The sequence below is a fragment of the Ancylobacter sp. TW_SC_1 genome (assembly GCF_056836805.1).
This window is the reverse complement of sequence record NZ_CM166365.1, coordinates 465,228-482,914: the sequence shown is the minus strand read 5'-3', so window position 1 is coordinate 482,914 and position 17,687 is coordinate 465,228. Positions and strand designations below refer to the sequence as shown.

14 protein-coding genes are annotated in these 17,687 nt (G+C 69.8%); 8 read left to right on the top strand and 6 right to left on the bottom strand.

Going from position 1 to position 17,687, the window contains the following annotated elements; all coding sequences use genetic code 11:
• Nucleotide 1 precedes the first annotated feature (1 nt).
• Entirely contained in the window at nucleotides 2-1,006 is a 1,005-nt protein-coding gene (gene lpxK, locus AC1PZ7_RS02190; RefSeq protein WP_482357886.1) for a tetraacyldisaccharide 4'-kinase, read from the top strand.
• A gap of 6 nt (nucleotides 1,007-1,012) precedes the next feature.
• Here the strand turns inward: lpxK and AC1PZ7_RS02185 are convergent, their stop codons facing one another.
• Complete coding sequence (locus AC1PZ7_RS02185) at nucleotides 1,013-1,237, bottom strand: DUF2093 domain-containing protein (protein WP_482357885.1); 225 nt, start codon at nucleotides 1,235-1,237, stop codon at nucleotides 1,013-1,015.
• A gap of 96 nt (nucleotides 1,238-1,333) precedes the next feature.
• Nucleotides 1,334-2,908, bottom strand: a complete 1,575-nt coding sequence (xseA, locus tag AC1PZ7_RS02180; RefSeq protein WP_482357884.1) for an exodeoxyribonuclease VII large subunit — start codon at nucleotides 2,906-2,908, stop codon at nucleotides 1,334-1,336.
• 186 nt (nucleotides 2,909-3,094) lie between these two features.
• On the opposite strand from xseA, the gene AC1PZ7_RS02175 reads away from it, so the two are divergent.
• The 3 genes from AC1PZ7_RS02175 to AC1PZ7_RS02165 all read left to right on the top strand — a co-directional run bounded on the left by AC1PZ7_RS02175 (nucleotide 3,095) and on the right by AC1PZ7_RS02165 (nucleotide 6,462).
• A complete protein-coding gene (locus AC1PZ7_RS02175; RefSeq protein WP_482357883.1) occupies nucleotides 3,095-4,039 on the top strand; it encodes a glycine--tRNA ligase subunit alpha in 945 nt (314 codons plus the stop codon).
• A 91-nt stretch (nucleotides 4,040-4,130) separates the two neighbouring features.
• On the top strand, nucleotides 4,131-6,194 hold the full coding sequence (glyS, locus tag AC1PZ7_RS02170; RefSeq protein WP_482357882.1) for a glycine--tRNA ligase subunit beta: 2,064 nt from the start codon (nucleotides 4,131-4,133) through the stop codon (nucleotides 6,192-6,194).
• A 109-nt stretch (nucleotides 6,195-6,303) separates the two neighbouring features.
• A complete protein-coding gene (locus AC1PZ7_RS02165; RefSeq protein ID WP_482357881.1) occupies nucleotides 6,304-6,462 on the top strand; it encodes a DUF3096 domain-containing protein in 159 nt (52 codons plus the stop codon).
• Between the two features lie 98 nt (nucleotides 6,463-6,560).
• Here AC1PZ7_RS02165 and AC1PZ7_RS02160 read toward each other — a convergent pair whose 3' ends face one another.
• Nucleotides 6,561-6,956, bottom strand: coding sequence for a DoxX family protein (locus AC1PZ7_RS02160; RefSeq protein WP_482357880.1), 396 nt, complete (start codon nucleotides 6,954-6,956; stop codon nucleotides 6,561-6,563).
• 293 nt (nucleotides 6,957-7,249) lie between these two features.
• Between AC1PZ7_RS02160 and ppdK the strand changes: the two genes are divergently transcribed.
• Nucleotides 7,250-9,928, top strand: coding sequence for a pyruvate, phosphate dikinase (gene ppdK, locus AC1PZ7_RS02155; RefSeq protein ID WP_482357879.1), 2,679 nt, complete (start codon nucleotides 7,250-7,252; stop codon nucleotides 9,926-9,928).
• Nucleotides 9,929-10,007: 79 nt separating this feature from the next.
• Here the strand turns inward: ppdK and mutS are convergent, their stop codons facing one another.
• The 3 genes from mutS to AC1PZ7_RS02140 all read right to left on the bottom strand — a co-directional run bounded on the left by mutS (nucleotide 10,008) and on the right by AC1PZ7_RS02140 (nucleotide 14,868).
• The gene (gene mutS / locus AC1PZ7_RS02150) at nucleotides 10,008-12,791 is read right to left on the bottom strand and encodes a DNA mismatch repair protein MutS (protein WP_482357878.1); all 2,784 of its coding nucleotides are present in this window, start codon (nucleotides 12,789-12,791) and stop codon (nucleotides 10,008-10,010) included.
• 70 nt (nucleotides 12,792-12,861) lie between these two features.
• Nucleotides 12,862-13,350: an MmcB family DNA repair protein gene (locus AC1PZ7_RS02145; RefSeq protein ID WP_482357877.1), complete on the bottom strand. Its 489-nt coding sequence runs from the start codon at nucleotides 13,348-13,350 to the stop codon at nucleotides 12,862-12,864.
• A 54-nt stretch (nucleotides 13,351-13,404) separates the two neighbouring features.
• Complete coding sequence (locus tag AC1PZ7_RS02140) at nucleotides 13,405-14,868, bottom strand: MATE family efflux transporter (protein WP_482357876.1); 1,464 nt, start codon at nucleotides 14,866-14,868, stop codon at nucleotides 13,405-13,407.
• A 241-nt stretch (nucleotides 14,869-15,109) separates the two neighbouring features.
• On the opposite strand from AC1PZ7_RS02140, the gene argB reads away from it, so the two are divergent.
• From argB to dapD, 3 genes are all read left to right on the top strand, one after another.
• Nucleotides 15,110-16,003: an acetylglutamate kinase gene (argB, locus tag AC1PZ7_RS02135; protein WP_482357875.1), complete on the top strand. Its 894-nt coding sequence runs from the start codon at nucleotides 15,110-15,112 to the stop codon at nucleotides 16,001-16,003.
• A gap of 10 nt (nucleotides 16,004-16,013) precedes the next feature.
• Nucleotides 16,014-16,727, top strand: coding sequence for a pyrimidine 5'-nucleotidase (locus tag AC1PZ7_RS02130; protein WP_482357874.1), 714 nt, complete (start codon nucleotides 16,014-16,016; stop codon nucleotides 16,725-16,727).
• Between the two features lie 67 nt (nucleotides 16,728-16,794).
• A complete protein-coding gene (gene dapD, locus AC1PZ7_RS02125; RefSeq protein ID WP_482357873.1) occupies nucleotides 16,795-17,637 on the top strand; it encodes a 2,3,4,5-tetrahydropyridine-2,6-dicarboxylate N-succinyltransferase in 843 nt (280 codons plus the stop codon).
• Nucleotides 17,638-17,687: the final 50 nt, after the last annotated feature.

The window sequence follows — 17,687 nt, the reverse complement described above, 5'->3', positions numbered from 1 at the left end:
GATGCAGGCGCCTGATTTCTGGTGGCGACGCGAACCCAGCCTGGTGGCGAAGCTGCTCGCCCCGCTCGGCGCGCTGGTAGGAAGCGCCACGCTCGCGCGCATGCGCCGCGCCGGCACGGAGGTCGGCCTGCCGGTGATCTGCGTCGGCAATCCGACGGTCGGCGGCGCCGGCAAGACGCCGACCGTGATCGAGATCGCGCGCCGGCTCTCCCTGCGCGGCCTCAAGCCGGCGATCCTTACGCGCGGCTATGGCGGACGGCTTTCCGGCCCGCTGCGGGTCGATCCGCTGCTGCACGGCGCCGACGAGGTGGGCGACGAGCCGCTCCTGCTCGCCCGCGGCGCTCCGACCTTCGTCGCGCGCGACCGCCTCGCCGGCGCGCAGGCCGCCGCCCAGGCCGGCGCGGACGTGCTGATCATGGATGACGGCTTCCAGAGCCCGGCGCTCGCCAAGTCGCTGTCTATCCTTGTGGTCGATGCGGGCGTCGGCGTCGGCAACGGCCTGTGCCTGCCGGCGGGACCGCTGCGCGCGCCGCTGGCGCCGCAGCTCGAGCGCGCCCAGGCCCTGCTGGTAATCGGCGAGGGCGCGCCGGGCGAGCGGGCGGCCCGCGACGGCTATGCCGCCGGCGTGGTGGTTCTGCGCGGTCGCCTCGCGCCGGAGGCGCAGGCAGTGGCCCGGCTGCTCGGCAAGCGCGTGCTCGCCTATGCCGGCATCGGTCGGCCGGCGAAGTTCTTCGAGACCCTGCGCACGCTCGGCGTGCTGCCGGTGGTGACGCGGGCCTTTCCCGACCACCACGTCTATACGGCGTCGGAGGTCGAGGAACTGCTTGTGCAGGCGGAAGAGAACGACCTTCTCCTCGTCACCACCGAGAAGGACGCGATGCGTCTTGCCGGCAGCGAGGTCGGTCAGCCCCTGATCGATGTCTCGGACGTGTTGCCTGTGCGCATGGCGCTGGAGCCGCAGAGCGCCAAGTCGCTCGAGCGCATGCTCGCGGCGCTGGGCAGCTAGGACGGCTCAGCGCGGGGGCGCGCGGTCCGGATACAGCCGTGCCATCACCGCCTGCGGGCTCGCATAGGCTTCCTGCAGGTCGACGCTCCAGTAGCGCAGCTCGTCCAGCGGTATCGCCTCGCCGGTCACGGCGCAGCGCACGAAGGTGCCCGGACGCACGACCCTGAAGTCGCCATCGAGATAGCGGACCTCGGCTTCACCCGAGGCCGAGAAGCGTTCGAAGCGGTTCATGATCCCGCTCATCCTGTCTGTTCGTTTCGTCCGACCATAAAGACCCGGCACCCGTCCCGGCAACCCCACAGGTGGAGGATGGCCGCGACGGCGCCGTCAATTGTCGAACAAGGTGGGTTGGCTGTCCTCGTCCGGCAAGGTCGACGACCCACGCGAAGCGCCGCGCGGCCGCGCCGGCTTGCGCGCCGGGCGCGGTGGTCCGGCGATGGGAGTAGGGCCGCCATCGGTCGCCAGCGCGCCGATGCGGCCGTCGCGGAACTCGATTTCCAGCGCGTCGCCGGCGGCGATGCCGGCCGCCGCGTGCACCGGCTCGCCATCCGCGTTGCGCACCAGCGCATAGCCGCGCGCGAGCACGCTCTTGTAGGACAGCGCCTGCATGAGCTGCTCGATCGACCTCAGCCGGCGCAGCCGCTCCATATGGGCGCGCCGCAGGCCGGGGGCGAGCCGGGCATGCAGCCCGTTCACCCGCTCGCGGTCGCGGTCGATGCGTTCGCGATGCGCGCTCACATTGGCCCTGAGCGCGCTGGCGAGCCGTCCGGCGAAGAGGCCGAAACGCTCGCGCCGGCGCTCGATCAGTCCGGTGAGCTGCTGCGGGCCGAACCGCCCCTCCGTACGGGTGAGGCGCAGCCGGTGCGCGCCCGCATTGGCCTTCAGCGCGCGCGGCAGGCGCTGGCCGGCGATGTCGAGGCGCTGGCGCGGCAGGGCGAGCAGCGCGTCGGCGCTCGGCAGCAGCCGGCTGAGCGCCTTCAGGTCGACGGCGCGCCGGTCGAGCCCGCGCGCGAAGCTGGCGCGCAGCCGCGCATGCAGCCCGGCCACTTCCGCGATCAGGTCGGCCCGCACCGGCACCGCCATCTCGGCCGCCGCCGTCGGGGTCGGGGCGCGGACATCGGCGGCGAAGTCGATCAGCGTGACGTCGGTCTCGTGGCCGACGGCGGAGATCAGCGGGATGGCGCTTTCCGCCACTGCCCGCACCACGCTCTCCTCGGAGAAGCCGAGCAGGTCTTCCAGCGAGCCACCGCCGCGCGCGACGATGATCACGTCCGGGCGCGGGATCGGCCCGCCGGGGAGAAGTGCGTTGAAGCCGCGAATGGCGGCGCTCACCTCGGCGCCGCAGGTGTCGCCCTGCACCCGCACCGGCCAGACCAGGACGTGGCGCGGGAAGCGGTCGGCGAGGCGGTGCAGTATGTCGCGGATCACCGCGCCGGTCGGCGAGGTGACGACGCCGATGACGCGCGGCAGGAAGGGCGGACGGCGCTTGCGTTCCGCGGCGAATAGCCCTTCGGCGGCGAGCCGGCGCTTGCGCTCCTCCAGCATCGCCATGATCGCGCCGGCGCCGGCGAATTCGAGCTGGTCGATGACGATCTGGTAGGAGGACTTGCCGGGAAAGGTGGTGATGCGCCCGATGGCGACGACTTCCAGCCCTTCCTCGGGCTTTATCCGCAGCCGCGAGAACACGCCCTTCCACACCACCGCGTCGAGCCGGGCATTGCTGTCCTTCAGGCTGAAATAGGCGTGGCCGGAGGAATGCGGCCCGCGATAGCCGGAAATCTCGCCGCGCACCCGCACATGGCCGAAGGCGTCCTCCACCGTGCGCTTCAGCGCGCCGGAGAGCTCCGAGACGGTCCAGTCGGGGGCGTTGGAGACAGGCGATTCGGGCGGTGTGTCGGGCATGGGGGAGTGATAGTCGGATTTTTCCCGGGCGGAAACGGGGAGGGCGGCCTCCTCCGTCATCCCGGCCGGCGGCAGGCCGTCCGGGATGACGGCCATCCGTGGCAAGGCAACGCCCCACCTTGATCCGCGCCCTTGCCCGGCCTAGGTTGCGCCGCCTTTTCCAGCCAACCGTCGGCTTGTCCCCTGATGATCGATCCCGCCCTGCCGCCCCATATGCGCCCCGACAAGTCGTTCCAGGGGCTCATCCTCGCGCTCCATGCCTTCTGGGCGGACAAGGGCTGCGTCGTGCTGCAGCCCTATGACATGGAAGTGGGCGCCGGCACCTTCCATCCCGCCACCACGCTGCGCGCGCTCGGGCCGCTGCCGTGGAAGGCCGCTTATGTGCAGCCTTCGCGCCGGCCCAAGGACGGGCGCTATGGCGAGAACCCGAACCGGCTGCAGCATTATTACCAGTACCAGGTGATCCTGAAGCCCTCGCCGGCCGACCTGCAGGACCTCTATCTCGCCTCGCTGGACGCCATCGGCATCGATCTGAGGCTGCACGATGTGCGCTTCGTCGAGGACGACTGGGAGAGCCCGACGCTCGGCGCCTGGGGGCTGGGCTGGGAGTGCTGGTGCGACGGCATGGAAGTCTCGCAGTTCACCTATTTCCAGCAGGTGGCGGGCTTCGAATGCGCCCCGGTGGCGGGTGAGCTGACCTATGGGCTGGAGCGCCTCGCCATGTATGTGCAGGGGGTCGAGAACGTCTACGACCTCAACTTCAACGGCCGCGAGGGCGCCGAGAAGGTCACGTATGGCGAGGTCTTCCTGCAGGCCGAGCAGGAATATTCCCGGCACAATTTCGAGCACGCCGACACCGACATGCTATTCGAGCAGTTCCGCATGGCCGAGAGCGCGGCGGCGAAATACCTCGAGGCCGGCTGGGCGGACGAGGCGAAGACGCGGCACCTGATGGCGCAGCCCGCCTATGACCAGTGCATCAAGGCGAGCCATGTCTTCAACCTGCTGGACGCGCGCGGGGTGATTTCCGTCACCGAGCGCCAGAGCTACATTCTGCGCGTGCGCGAGCTGGCCAAGGCCTGCGGGGCGGCTTGGCTGGCGACCGCGGCGGGCGGCACTCCAGCGGCCTGAGCGCGCCGGCGCCCCCGCTTTCTCCCTTCGCGTGGCGCCGCTTGCTGGAGCGGCCTCGCATCCACCGACCTCGAACGTATCGACTTGGCCAATGCCCGATCTCTTGCTCGAACTGTTCTGCGAAGAAATCCCCGCCCGCATGCAGGCGGCCGCTGCGGACAGCCTGAAGAAGCTCGTGACCGACGCGCTGGTCGAGCGGGGTCTGGTCTATGAGGGCGCCAAGGCCTTCGTCACCCCGCGCCGGCTGGGGCTGGCGGTGCACGGCCTGTCCGCGCACCAGCCCGACACGCATGAGGAACGCAAGGGCCCGCGCGTCGGCGCCCCGCAGCCGGCGATCGACGGTTTCCTCAAGGCGGCGGGCCTGTCGTCCATCGATCAGGCGAGCATCGAGAGCGACCCGAAGAAGGGCGAGTTCTACGTCGCGCGCATCCACAAGCACGGCCGCACCACGCCCGAGGTGATCGGCGAGATCGTGCCGGAGGTGATCCGCGCCTTCCCCTGGCCGAAGTCGATGCGCTGGGGCAAGGGCTCGACCAGTCCGACCACGCTGCGCTGGGTGCGCCCGCTGCAGTCGATCCTGTGCACCTTCGGCCCCGAGACCGAGGAGCCGGAGATCGTGCCCTTCGAGGTCGACGGCATCCGCTCCGGCGACACCACGCGCGGCCACCGCTTCCTGTCGGAGGGCACCATCCGGGTCCGCCGGCTGGAGGACTGGATGGCCAAGCTGGAGGCCGCTTTCGTCGTGGTCGACCGCGAGCGCCGCAAGGACATCATCCTCAACGACGCCAAGGACCTCGCTTTGGCGCAGGGACTTGAGCTGGTGGAGGATGCCGGCCTGCTCGACGAGATCGCCGGTCTCGTGGAATGGCCGGTGGTGCTGATGGGGTCGTTCGACCCCGCCTTTCTCGACGTGCCGGACGAGGTGATCCGCGCCACCATCCGCGCCAACCAGAAGTGCTTCGTGCTGAAGGACCCAGCCACCGGGCGCCTCGCCAACCGCTTCGTGCTGGTGTCGAACCTCGCTGCCAGCGACGGCGGCAAGGCGATCGTCGCCGGAAACGAGCGCGTCATCCGCGCCCGCCTGTCCGACGCCAAGTTCTTCTGGGACACCGACCGCCGGACCAACGCCACCGTGCCGCTGGTCGAGCGGCTGGAGAAATTCGGCAACGTCACCTTCCACGAGAAGCTCGGCTCGCAGCTGGAGCGCATCCAGCGCATCGCCGCGCTGGCCAAGGCGCTGGCGCCGATGGTCGGCGCCGACCCGGATCTGGCGGAACAGGCCGCGCTCTATGCCAAGAGCGATCTGCGCACCGAAGTCGTCGGCGAATTCCCTGAAGTGCAGGGCCTGATGGGCAAATATTACGCCCGCCTCGAAGGCCTGCCCGAGGAGATCGCGGCTGCGGCGGAAGAGCACTACAAGCCGCAGGGCCCGACCGACTATGTCCCCACCGCACCGGTCTCCGTCGCGGTGGCGCTGGCCGACAAGCTCGACACGCTTACGGGTTTCTGGTCGATCGACGAGAAGCCGACCGGCTCCAAGGACCCTTACGCGCTGCGTCGCGCCGCGCTCGGCGTGGTGCGCCTCGTGCTGGAGAATGGGCTGCGGCTGAAGCTCTCCGATTTCGTCGAGCCGGACCTCCTCTCCTTCTTCGCCGACCGGCTGAAGGTTCACCTCCGCGAAGCCGGTGCGCGGCACGACCTGGTCGACGCGGTCTTCGCGCTCGAAGGCCAGGACGACCTCCTCCTCGTGGTCAAGCGCGTCGAGGCGCTGGGCCGCTTCCTCGCCACCGAGGACGGCCGGAACCTGCTTGCCGGGGCCAAACGCGCGGCGAACATATTGCGCATCGAGGAGAAGAAGGACGGCGCCTCCTATGAAGGCGGCGTCGACATGGTGCTGCTGCACGCGCCGGAGGAGCGCGCGCTGGCCGAGGCCATCGCCGGGCTCGGGCCGAAGATCGAGGCGGCGCTCGAGGCGGAGGATTTCGAGGCCGCCATGGCGCTGATGGCGCGGCTGCGCGCGCCGGTCGACGCCTTCTTCGAGAAGGTGACGGTGAATGCCGAGGAGGCCGATCTGCGCGCCAACCGGCTGCGCCTGCTCGCCGACATCCGCAGCCTCACCCGCACCATCGCCGATTTCGACCGCATCGAGGGTTGAACCCCTCCCGCGTCGCGGGCGTGGGCGGTAGCATGACGCGTGCGCGCGCCGCGCCGGGAACCTCCCGTCGCCCGGCGGCTTATGCAGCTACCGTCCCGAGGAGTGAGACATGGAAATGAACTTCGTCGCCATCCAGCCGATCGTCGCGCTGATCGCCGGCATCCTCATCCTGGTGATGCCGCGCCTGCTCAACTACATCGTCGCCATCTACCTGATCTTCATCGGTGTGATGGGCCTGCTCGGCCGTTCGGGCGGAATGCCGTTCTGAAGCGGGCCTCGCCGCGCCCTGCTGTCGGGCGCCGTTCTCTCGACCGACGTCATCCCGGATACGGCGTTGCGGCCGCTCCGGGATGACGTGGCCGGACCTCACGCGTTGCGCGAGCGCAGCGCGTCGACGCTCCAGGGGCCGGGGCCGGCGAAGGTGAGATAGAAGAACACGAAGCAGTACAGCGCCGCGAGCTCGCCGCCGTTCAGGATCGGGTAGAAATTCTGCGGCCCGTGGACCATGAAATAGGCCACCGCCGTCATGCCCGAGAGGATGAAGGCGGTCGGCCGCGAGAACAGCCCGATCAGCAGCAGCGCGCCGCCGACCAGCTCGATGATGCCGGCGATGCCTGGCGGCGAGGTCAGGTCCACGCCGGTCATCTGCGTGGCGGGGATTCCGAGCAGCTTCGTCATGCCGTGCTGAAGCAGCAGCAGGGCGGATGCCACGCGCAGCAGGCTGAGGACGTGCGGTGCCAATCTCGTCAAAGTGCCAATCATGAGTTGTGCCCCTTGGGCTGATGGGTTGCCGGCGCGCCGAGCCTGCCTCAATCGCCGAGTCGCGGCAATCCGGCGGCGGCGGGATGAACGGTGCATGGCACAAAGTTCATGACGCAACTGCGAATGATGGATTGAAGGAAAGACCTCAAGACGCTAGATCAACGTTGGGAAAAGGCGCGGGACATTCGTCGTATACCGGGCCAACCCGTTGGCGGTGCGTACATTTCAGCCATGGCTGAATTTCCATCACGGTGTCGGGGCTGTCTGCGGCCTCACCCAACAGGGCTTCTGAAATGACGAAATGGGTCTACACCTTCGGCGACGGCACTGCGGAAGGTGCGGCGCAGATGCGCAACTTGCTGGGCGGCAAGGGCGCGAACCTCGCGGAAATGTCCAATCTTGGCCTGCCGGTTCCTCCCGGCTTCACCATCTCGACCGAGGTCTGCACCTATTATTACGCCAACGGGAACGTCTATCCCGCCAGCCTGAAGGCGGATGTCGACGCCGCGCTCGCCCATGTGGGCGGCCTTGCCGGGCGCAGCTTCGGCGACCCCGCCAACCCGCTGCTCGTCTCCGTGCGCTCGGGCGCCCGCGCCTCCATGCCCGGCATGATGGACACGGTGCTCAATCTCGGGCTGAACGACGTCACCGTCGAGGCCGTGGCGGCTTCCTCCGGCGACGCCCGCTTCGCCTATGACAGCTACCGCCGCTTCATCCAGATGTACTCGAACGTGGTGCTGGACTTCCCCCACCACCATTTCGAGGAGGTGCTCGACGGCTTCAAGGCCGATCAGGGCTACAATCTCGATACCGACCTGCACGCCGACGACTGGAAGGAGATCGTCGCGCGCTACAAGGCGCTGGTCGCCCACGAGCTGGGCAAGCCCTTCCCGCAGGATCCGCACGACCAGCTCTGGGGCGCCATCGGCGCGGTGTTCGGTTCGTGGATGAACCAGCGCGCCATCGTCTATCGCCGCCTGCACCAGATTCCCGAGAGCTGGGGCACCGCGGTGAACGTCCAGGCCATGGTGTTCGGCAATATGGGCGACACCTCGGCCACCGGCGTCGCCTTCACCCGCAACCCGTCCACCGGCGAGAACGCGCTCTACGGCGAGTTCCTCATCAATGCCCAGGGCGAGGACGTGGTGGCGGGCATCCGCACCCCGCAGAACATCACCGAGGCCGCGCGCCTCGAGGCTGGCTCCGACAAGCCTTCCATGGAGAAGGCGCTGCCGGAGGTGTTCGCCGAGTTCAAGCGCACCGCCAATGTGCTCGAAGCGCATTACCGCGACATGCAGGACCTCGAATTCACCGTCGAGCGCGGCAAGCTGTGGATGCTGCAGACCCGCTCGGGCAAGCGCACCGCCAAGGCGGCGCTGCGCATCGCGGTGGAGCTCGCCAATGACGGCGTGATCACCCGCGAGGAGGCGATCGGCCGCGTCGACCCGGCGGCGCTCGACCAGCTGCTGCACCCGATGCTCGACCCCAAGGCCGACAAGAAGGTGATCGGCACCGGCCTGCCGGCCTCGCCGGGCGCTGCCTCGGGCGAGATCGTGTTCTCCGCCGACGAGGCGGAGCTGCTGAAGACGCAGGGCCGCAAGGTCATCCTCGTGCGCATCGAGACGTCGCCGGAGGACATTCACGGCATGCACGCGGCGCAGGGCATCCTGACCACGCGCGGCGGCATGACCTCGCACGCGGCGGTGGTCGCGCGCGGCATGGGCAAGCCCTGCGTCTGCGGCGCCGGCACCATCCGCGTCGACTATGCCGCCGGTACGCTCACCTCGGGCGGGGTGACGCTGAAGAAGGGCGATATCCTCACCATCGACGGCGCCACCGGGCAGGTGATCGCCGGCGCGGTGCCCACCCTGCAGCCCGAATTGTCCGGCGAGTTCGCCACCCTCATGGGCTGGGCCGACGGCGTGCGCCGCCTGAAGGTGCGCGCCAATGCCGAGACGCCGCTGGATGCCCGCACCGCCAAGAATTTCGGCGCCGAGGGTATCGGCCTGTCGCGCACCGAACACATGTTCTTCGACGGCGACCGCATCCGTTCCGTGCGCGAAATGATTCTCGCGGACGACGAGAAGGGCCGCCGCGCCGCGCTCGCCAAGCTGCTCGCCGCCCAGCGCTCGGACTTCCAGGAGCTGTTCGAGATCATGGACGGGCTGCCCGTCACCATCCGCCTGCTCGACCCGCCGCTGCACGAGTTCCTGCCGCATACCGACGCGGAGATCGCCGAGGTGGCGCAGGGCCTCGGGGTGAGTGCCGCCAAGCTCGCCGCCCGCAAGCGCGAGTTCGACGAGTTCAACCCGATGCTCGGCTTCCGCGGCTGCCGCCTCGCCATCGCCTTCCCGGAGATCGCCGAGATGCAGGCGCGCGCCATCTTCGAGGCCGCCGTCGCGGCGCAGAAGAGCACGGCCAAGCCGGTGGTGCCGGAGGTGATGGTGCCGCTCATCACCGGCAAGCGCGAGTTCGACCTCGTCAAGGAGGTCATCGACCGCGTGGCGAAGCAGGTCGAGGCCGAGACCGGCATGACGCTGGAATACCAGGTCGGCACCATGATCGAGCTGCCGCGCGCCGCGCTCAAGGCCGGCGAGATCGCCGAGACGGCGGAGTTCTTCTCCTACGGCACCAACGACCTCACCCAGACCACCTACGGCATCTCGCGCGACGATGCCGGCACCTTCCTCGGCACCTACATCGCCAAGGGCATCTTCGAGGTGGATCCCTTCGTCTCGATCGACGTCGACGGCGTGGGCGAGCTGGTGAAGATCGCCACCGAGCGTGGCCGGGCGGTGCGCCCCAAGCTCAAGCTCGGCATCTGCGGCGAGCATGGCGGCGATCCGGCCTCGGTCGCCTTCTGCGAGGAGGTCGGTCTCGACTACGTGTCCTGCTCGCCCTTCCGCGTGCCGATCGCCCGCCTCGCGGCGGCGCAGGCGGCGCTGAAGACGCAGGCCGCCAGCCAGGCGTAAGTCTGGCGCGGGTCGCCAAATGAAGATGGCCGGGGTTCGCCCCGGCCATCTTGCTTTACGGTCCCGCGGCGAGACGCTCTCACCCGCCCTTCGCCGACGCCTTCAGCTTGTACAGCGCCTCCAGCGCCTCGCGCGGGGTCATCTCGTCGGGGTCGAGCCCTTCCAGTGTCGTCTTCACGGCCTCGGCGACCGGATCGGCCTTGGCCACCGGCGCGGCGGGGGCGGGCGCCCGGTTCAACGCCGCGAAGAGCGGCAGGTCGTCGAGGATGCGCTGCGCTGGGGCGGCACGGTCGGCGTTCTCCAGCTCGGTGAGCACGGCGCGCGCGCGCGCCACGACGGAGGGCGGCAGGCCGGCGAGCTTGGCGACCTGGATGCCGTAGGAGCGGTCCGCCGCACCCGGTCCCACTTCGTGCAGGAAGATCACCTCGCCCTCCCACTCCTTCACCTTCACCGTCGCGTTGACGAGACGGTCGAGGCGCTGGGAGAGCGCGGTCAGCTCATGGAAATGGGTGGCGAAGAGGCCGCGGCAGCGATTCACCTCGTGCAGGTGCTCGAGGCTCGCCCAAGCGATGGACAGGCCGTCAAAGGTCGCGGTACCGCGCCCTATCTCGTCGAGGATGACCAGCGAGCGCTCCGTCGCCTGGTTGAGGATGGCGGCGGTCTCGACCATCTCGACCATGAAGGTCGAGCGCCCGCGCGCTAGGTCGTCGGCCGCGCCGACGCGGGAGAACAGCCGGTCCACCACGCCGAGACGGGCGGCGCGCGCGGGCACGAAGGCGCCGGCCTGGGCGAGGATGGCGATCAGCGCGTTCTGGCGCAGGAAGGTCGACTTGCCCGCCATGTTGGGGCCGGTGACGAGCCAGATGCGCCCCGAGCGGGCCCCGTCCGGCGGGGAGAGCTCGCAGTCATTGGCCACGAACGGCCCGCCGCCGGAAGCGCTTTCCCGGCGCAGGGCTTGCTCCACCACCGGATGGCGGCCGCCTTCGATGGCGAAGTCCAGCCCGCCATGCACGTCGGGACGCACCTGCGCCTCGTCAACGGCGAGCTTGGCGAGGCCGGCGGTGACGTCGATCACGGCCAGCGCCTCGGCGCAGGCGCGGATCGCCTCGGCCTGCGCCATGACCGCCTCGACCAGCGTGTCGAAGATGCGCTGTTCCAGCGCCAGCGCGCGCTCGCCGGCGCTGGCGATCTTGGCTTCCAGCTCGGCCAGCTCGGTGGAGGTGAAGCGCATCGCCCCCGCCATGGTCTGGCGGTGCACGAAGACGACGTCGAAGGGCGGCTCGCGCAGCTTGTCGGCATTCTGCTGGCTCACCTCGACGAAATAGCCGAGCACGGCGTTGTGCCGGATCTTCAGCGCCCGCACGCCGGTTTCCTCGACATAGCGCCGCTCCAGAGCGGCAACCACGCGCCGGCTCTCGTCGCGCATGGCGCGGGTGGCGTCGAGTTCCTCGCTGTAGCCCGGCCGTGTGAAGCCGCCGTCACGGCGGTTGAGCGGCAGTTCGTCGTCGAGCGCGGCGCCGAGCATGGCCGCCAGCGCCGGATCGAGCCCGGCCAGCACGGCGGCCGCCCTCGCCAGTTCCTCCGGCGCGGGGGAGGCGCCGATCAGCGCGCTGATGGCGGCGCCCTCGGCGAGACCGCGCCCGATGGCGGCGAGGTCGCGGGGCCCCGAGCGGCCGAGCGCGACGCGCGAGAGCGCGCGGGCAAGGTCCGGCGCGCCGGCGAGTCGCTCGCGCAGCTGGGCGCGCAGCCCGGTCTGCTCGACGAGATGCTCCACCGCGTCGAGCCGGGCGGCGATGCGCAGCGGGTCGGTCAGCGGCTCGGCGAGGCGGCGGGCGAGCAGGCGCGCGCCGGCCGAGGTGACGGTGCGGTCCACCGCCGCGCAGAGGCTTCCCGCGCGCTCACCGGTGGTGGTGCGCAGGATCTCCAGATTGGCCCGCGTCGCTGGGTCGATGACCATCACGTCGGCGGAGGCCTCGCGCTGCGGCCGGCTGAGCGGCGGGCGCGCGCCGAGCTGGGTGCGCTCGATATAGGCGACGATGGCGGCGGCGGCCGCCAGCTCGGCGCGCGAGAAGCTGCCGAAGGCATCGAGCGTCGCCACCTGGAAGAAGCCGGCGATCCGCCGCTCGGCGGAGGAGCCGTCGAAGCTCTCCTTCGGCAGCGGCGTGACGGCCGGCAGCGAGCGCCAGATCGGGCGCAGCTCGGCATCCTCATAGACCGCGTCGGCCACCAATAGCTCGGCCGGCTCGATACGGGCGAGGTCGGCGGCGAGCCGGTCCGCATCCGTTTCCGCCACGCGGAAGCTGCCGGTCGAGATGTCGGCGAAGGCGAGGGCGTAGAGGTAGCCGTCCTCGCCCTCTCCGCCTTTCACCCGCGCCACGCTGGCCAGCACGTTCTCGCGCCGGGCGTCGAGCAGGGCGTCCTCGGTCAGCGTGCCGGGCGTGACCAGACGGATGACGTCGCGCTTGACGATGCTCTTGGGGCCGCGCTTCCTCGCCTCGGCCGGGTCCTCGACCTGCTCGCACACGGCGACGCGGTGGCCGGCGGCGATCAGCTTGTTGAGATATTCCTCGGCGCGCTCGACCGGCACGCCGCACATCGGGATGTCCTCGCCCTGATGCTTGCCGCGCTTGGTGAGCACGATGCCGAGCGTGCGCGCGGCGATCTCGGCGTCGTCGAGGAACAGCTCGTAGAAGTCGCCCATCCGGTAGAACAGCAAGCTGCCGGGATTGGCGGTCTTGATCTCGATGTACTGCGCCATCATCGGCGTGACGCGTTCGGCGTCGCCCGCCTTGCGGGCGGCCGCCCCGGCCGCTGCCCTGGTTTCGGCGTCATCGGGCGCCGGATTCTCTGCTTGAACGTTCATGGCGCGACGCTGACAGACGCAGGACCCGGGTTTCAAGCACTGAGGGGGCCACGCGGCGGCTTATCCCCCTCTAGAGTTCGATCCCGCGCAGCGCCTCGGGGTCCATCAGGCCCATCAGCCGGCCGGCGGCGGCGCGGGCGAAGCGCAGCGTCAGCGCCTTGCGGGTAGCGCCCGGCACCGGGTGGTGGGGCGCCTCGCGCACCAGCCCGGCGCCGAACTGATCGGCGACCATGATGCCGGTGTCGTCAGGCAGGATGTCGAGCGGGAAGTCGGGGGCGACCGCGAAGAACAGCCGGTCGCAATGCTGCCGGTACTGCGTCCATTTGCGGTCGGTGCGGAAGTCGATCACCGAGGACTTGATCTCGATCACCCACACCTCGCCGCGGGCGTCCAACGCCGCGATGTCGGCACGGCGCCCGGAGGCGAGGGAGAATTCCGGCATGCCCACCAGACCGCGCGCCGCGAGATAGCGCATGGCCCCGCGCTGGATGGCGCGGGCGGTCTCGGACTGGCGGCCGTCTGGCGGCAGGGTGAGGGTGCCGAGGGCGAAGTCGCTCATGGCGTACTCTATCCGTTCTCCTCCCCGGGAGGGAAGAGCCGGAAGGCCGGCGCCTCACGGCGTGCGCGGATCGACCGGCGAGGCCTCGATGGCGGGCGCGTCCTCGCCGCGCGAGAAGGGCGGCAGCTCGGCCCCGGCCAGCGGCGTTGCCGGCGCCGGTGGGGGCGTGCCGGCATGCAGCCGCCCAACCACCGCGAAGGCGCAGATCAGTGCCGCGACGCCGAAGGCGACCGAGCCGAGCGCCTGCCCGGCGAGCACCCCGGCGGCGCCGAAATACTGGCCGCCGAGCCAGACGAAGGGCATGGTGCCGAGCGTCGCCCGGCCCCAGTTGAATAGGGTCGAGAGCAGCGGCGCGCCGAGATTGTTGAAGGCGGCATTGGCGACGAACAGCGCGCCGAAGAAGACATAGCTGCCCGCCGCGTAGAGGCAGAAGAACTCCACCAGCGCGACGCCCTCCGGCGACAGGCCGAACACGCCGGCGATCGGCTGGCGTGCCAGCGCCATCACCAGCCAGACCAGCAGCACATAAGCCAGCGTCAGCTTCAGGCTGTCGCGGATCGCCTGCCGCACCCGGTCGTAGCGCGCCGCGCCGACATTCTGGCCGATGATCGGGCCAATGGCGCCGGTGAGCGCGAAGAGCGGGCCGAAGGCGACCGGGATCAGCCGGCCGATCACCGCCCAGGCCGCCACCGCCGCGTCGCCATGCGGGGCGAGCGCGTGGGTCACATAGGCGTTGCCGATCGGCGTGGCGACATTGGTGAGGATGGCCGGCACGGCGATGGTGGAGAGCGGCCCGAGATCGGCCAGCAGGCCGCTCAGGCTCGGGCGCTCTGCCAGCCTGTGGACCCGTACCACGGCGTGAAGCCCGTAGGCCGCCATGACGAGCCGCGCCACCACCGTGGCGATCGCCGCGCCCTCTACGCCGAGGCCGAGGGCGAGGATGAGCAGCGGATCGAGCACGGCAGTGGCGAGGCCGCCCGACAGCGTCACCCACATGGAGCGGCGCGCGTCGCCGATGCCGCGCAGCGTGCCCGAGGCCGCCATGCCGATGCCGAGCAGCGGCGTCGAGGGCAGCACGATGAGAAGAAAGTCCCGCGCCAGATCCAGCGTGCGCCCGGTGGCGCCGAGCAGCGACAGGATCGGGCCGAGCAGTGGAAGCATCGCCGCCGCCATCAGCCCGGTCGCCAGCGCCATGTAGAGGAAGGACGATGTGGAGAGCCTCCGCCCGCTCTCGATCTGCGCGCTGCCCACCGCCCGCGATACCAGCGCCGAGCCGGCGATCATCACGCCGATGCCGACCGAGGTGGTGAAGAACATCACCGTGCCGGCATAGCCGATGGCCGCCGCCAGCTCCTCCTCGCCGAGCAGCGAGATGTAGAAGAGGTTCAGCAGGTCGACGACGAACACCGCCATCAGGCCGATCGAACCGGCAGCGGTCATCACTGCGACGTGCCGCAGCGTCGAGCCCTCGACGAAGCGCGCCGCGATCGGCCGCGCGGAAGGAATGTGCCTGCTCATGGCGTCGATATGGCACGCGCGGGGCGCGGCGGACAGGTTTCGGCGCGCAAGCCGTTGCTTGCAAGCCCGCCCACATCGCCGCCCGCCCCACTCTCGGTGCGAATTCATGTCTGCGAAAGGGGGGAGCATGGCGCAAGGCGACGATTGAGAAGCGTCATCGAAATCGGCTAGAAGGGCACGCCTCGAACCGGCCGCCCGCGCGGCCTTTGTTTCGCCCCCGCCCCGTGCGAACGGATCCGCCATGACCGCTGAGACCATCGACGATCACGCCAAGGCCCGCATGCTGGTGCAGGTGCTGCCGCACATGCAGCGCTACGACGACGCCATCATCGTGGTGAAGTATGGCGGACACGCCATGGGCGACGAGCAGGTGGCGCGCGATTTCGCGCAAGACATCGTGCTGCTCGAACAGTCCGGCGTGAACCCGGTCGTGGTGCATGGCGGCGGGCCGCAGATCGGCGCCATGCTGGCCAAGCTCGGCATCAAGTCGGAATTCGCCGCCGGCCTGCGCATCACCGACAAGGCCACGGTCGAGATCGTCGAGATGGTGCTGGCCGGCTCGATCAACAAATCCCTCGTCGGCTTCATCAACGAGGCCGGCGGCAAGGCGCTGGGCCTTTCGGGGAAAGACGGCAACATGGTCGTCGCCTCCAAGGTGACGCGCAGCGTGCGCGATCCCGATTCCAACATCGAGCGGGTGATCGACCTCGGCTTCGTCGGCGAACCCGAGACGGTGGACACCACGGTGCTGGATCAGATCCTCGGCCGCGATCTGATCCCGGTGCTGGCGCCGGTCGCCACCGGCAAGGATGGCGGCACCTTCAACGTGAACGCCGACACCTTCGCCGGCGCCATCGCCGGGGCGCTCAAGGCCAAGCGCCTGCTGCTGCTCACCGACGTGCCGGGCGTGCTCGACCGCGACAAGAACCTGATCAAGGAACTGACCATCGCGCAGGCGCGCGCGCTGATCGCCGACGGCACCATTTCCGGCGGCATGATCCCCAAGGTCGAAACCTGCATCTACGCGCTGGAGCAGGGCGTCGAGGGGGTCGTCATCCTCGACGGCAAGGTGCCGCACGCCGTCCTGCTGGAGCTGCTCACCGATCACGGTGCCGGCACGCTGATCCGGCCCTGAGGCGGTGCAGGTGTCGCCCATCGAGAGCCCCCGCGCGGTCGACTTCACCCATGTCGAGACATGGGTGTTCGACCTCGACAACACACTCTACCCGCCCGGCCTCGACCTGTGGCGGCAGATCGACCTGAAGATGCGGGCCTATATCGCCAACCTCCTCGGGCTGACGCTCGACGAGGCCTTCGCGCTGCAGAAGGATTATTACCGGCGCTACGGCACCTCGCTGCGTGGGCTGATGATCGAGCACGCGATGGACCCGGATGCCTTCCTCGCCGATGTCCACGCCATCGATCTGGCGAGCCTCGACGCGGCGCCCGCCCTCGGCGAGGCGCTGGGCGCGCTCGGTGGGCGCAAGCTGGTCTACACCAACGGTTCGCGTGCTCATGCCGAACAGGTGCTGGCCAAGCTCGGCATCTCCGAGCACTTCGCCGACGTGCACGACATCGTCGCCGCCGAGTTCCACCCCAAGCCGCAGGAGACCGCCTATCGCGGCTTCCTCAGGCGCTTCGACGTTGATCCGACCCGCGCGGCGATGTTCGAGGACCTCGCCCGCAATCTGGAAGTGCCGGCGCAGCTCGGCATGCGCACCGTGCTCGTGGTGCCGCCGGGCCTCGCCGTGAATCCGGCCGACCGCGAGGCGTGGGAGCATGAGGGACGCGACGGCGACCATATCGACGTGGTCACGGACGACCTCACGGGCTTCCTCAACGCGCTGCGCACCGCGTGAGGCGACTCAGGCGTTGACAGAACCCGCGCGCGACCGGACAAGACGCGCCGGACAGCGGGAGAGTGACATGTCGAGCCAGCTTCAGAGCATCGTCGAGAACGCCTTCGAGAACCGGGCCGAGGTCAATTTCGAGACCGGCGGCGAGATCCGTCACGCGGTGAACGAAGCCCTCGCCCTTCTCGATGCCGGCCAAGCGCGCGTCGCCGAGCCGGGCGCGGACGGCAACTGGGTGGTCAACCAGTGGCTCAAGAAGGCCGTGCTGTTGTCCTTCCGTCTCAACGACATGACCGCCATTCCCGGTGCCCCGGGCGGCGCCCACTGGTGGGACAAGGTGCCCTCCAAGTTCGAGGGCTGGGGCGAGGCCGAGTTTCGCGCTGCCGGCTTCCGCGCCGTGCCCGGCGCCATCGTCCGCCGCTCCGCCCATATCGCGCCGAACGTCGTGCTGATGCCGTCCTTCGTCAATCTTGGCGCCCGCGTCGATACCGGCAGCATGGTCGACACCTGGGCGACGGTCGGCTCCTGCGCGCAGATCGGCAAGAACGTGCACCTGTCCGGCGGCGTCGGCATCGGCGGCGTGCTGGAGCCGTTGCAGGCCGGGCCGGTCATCATTGAGGACGACTGCTTCATCGGCGCCCGCTCGGAAGTCGTCGAGGGCGTGGTCGTGCGCCGGGGCTCGGTGCTCTCCATGGGCGTGTTCATCTCGGCGACCACCAAGATCGTCGACCGCGCCACCGGCGAGGTGTTCGTCGGAGAGGTGCCGGCCTATTCCGTGGTGGTGCCCGGTGCGCTGCCGGGCAAGCCGCTGCCGAACGGCGCGCCCGGCCCCTCGCTTTACTGCGCGGTGATCGTCAAGCGGGTGGACGAGCAGACCCGCTCCAAGACCTCGATCAACGACCTTCTGCGCGACTGAGCGGCCGGCGGGCCGCTTCCCGCCATCGCTGTCGCTTGACCGTCGGCCCG

Excerpts from the sequence above, each read along its gene's own strand:
- lpxK (WP_482357886.1), top strand. The coding sequence starts at position 2 with ATGCAGGCGCCTGATTTCTGGTGGCGACGCGAACCCAGCCTGGTGGCG.
- AC1PZ7_RS02185 (WP_482357885.1), bottom strand. The coding sequence starts at position 1,237 with ATGAACCGCTTCGAACGCTTCTCGGCCTCGGGTGAAGCCGAGGTCCGC.
- xseA (WP_482357884.1), bottom strand. The coding sequence starts at position 2,908 with ATGCCCGACACACCGCCCGAATCGCCTGTCTCCAACGCCCCCGACTGG.
- AC1PZ7_RS02175 (WP_482357883.1), top strand. The coding sequence starts at position 3,095 with ATGATCGATCCCGCCCTGCCGCCCCATATGCGCCCCGACAAGTCGTTC.
- glyS (WP_482357882.1), top strand. The coding sequence starts at position 4,131 with ATGCCCGATCTCTTGCTCGAACTGTTCTGCGAAGAAATCCCCGCCCGC.
- AC1PZ7_RS02165 (WP_482357881.1), top strand. The coding sequence starts at position 6,304 with ATGGAAATGAACTTCGTCGCCATCCAGCCGATCGTCGCGCTGATCGCC.
- AC1PZ7_RS02160 (WP_482357880.1), bottom strand. The coding sequence starts at position 6,956 with ATGATTGGCACTTTGACGAGATTGGCACCGCACGTCCTCAGCCTGCTG.
- ppdK (WP_482357879.1), top strand. The coding sequence starts at position 7,250 with ATGACGAAATGGGTCTACACCTTCGGCGACGGCACTGCGGAAGGTGCG.
- mutS (WP_482357878.1), bottom strand. The coding sequence starts at position 12,791 with ATGAACGTTCAAGCAGAGAATCCGGCGCCCGATGACGCCGAAACCAGG.
- AC1PZ7_RS02145 (WP_482357877.1), bottom strand. The coding sequence starts at position 13,350 with ATGAGCGACTTCGCCCTCGGCACCCTCACCCTGCCGCCAGACGGCCGC.
- AC1PZ7_RS02140 (WP_482357876.1), bottom strand. The coding sequence starts at position 14,868 with ATGAGCAGGCACATTCCTTCCGCGCGGCCGATCGCGGCGCGCTTCGTC.
- argB (WP_482357875.1), top strand. The coding sequence starts at position 15,110 with ATGACCGCTGAGACCATCGACGATCACGCCAAGGCCCGCATGCTGGTG.
- dapD (WP_482357873.1), top strand. The coding sequence starts at position 16,795 with ATGTCGAGCCAGCTTCAGAGCATCGTCGAGAACGCCTTCGAGAACCGG.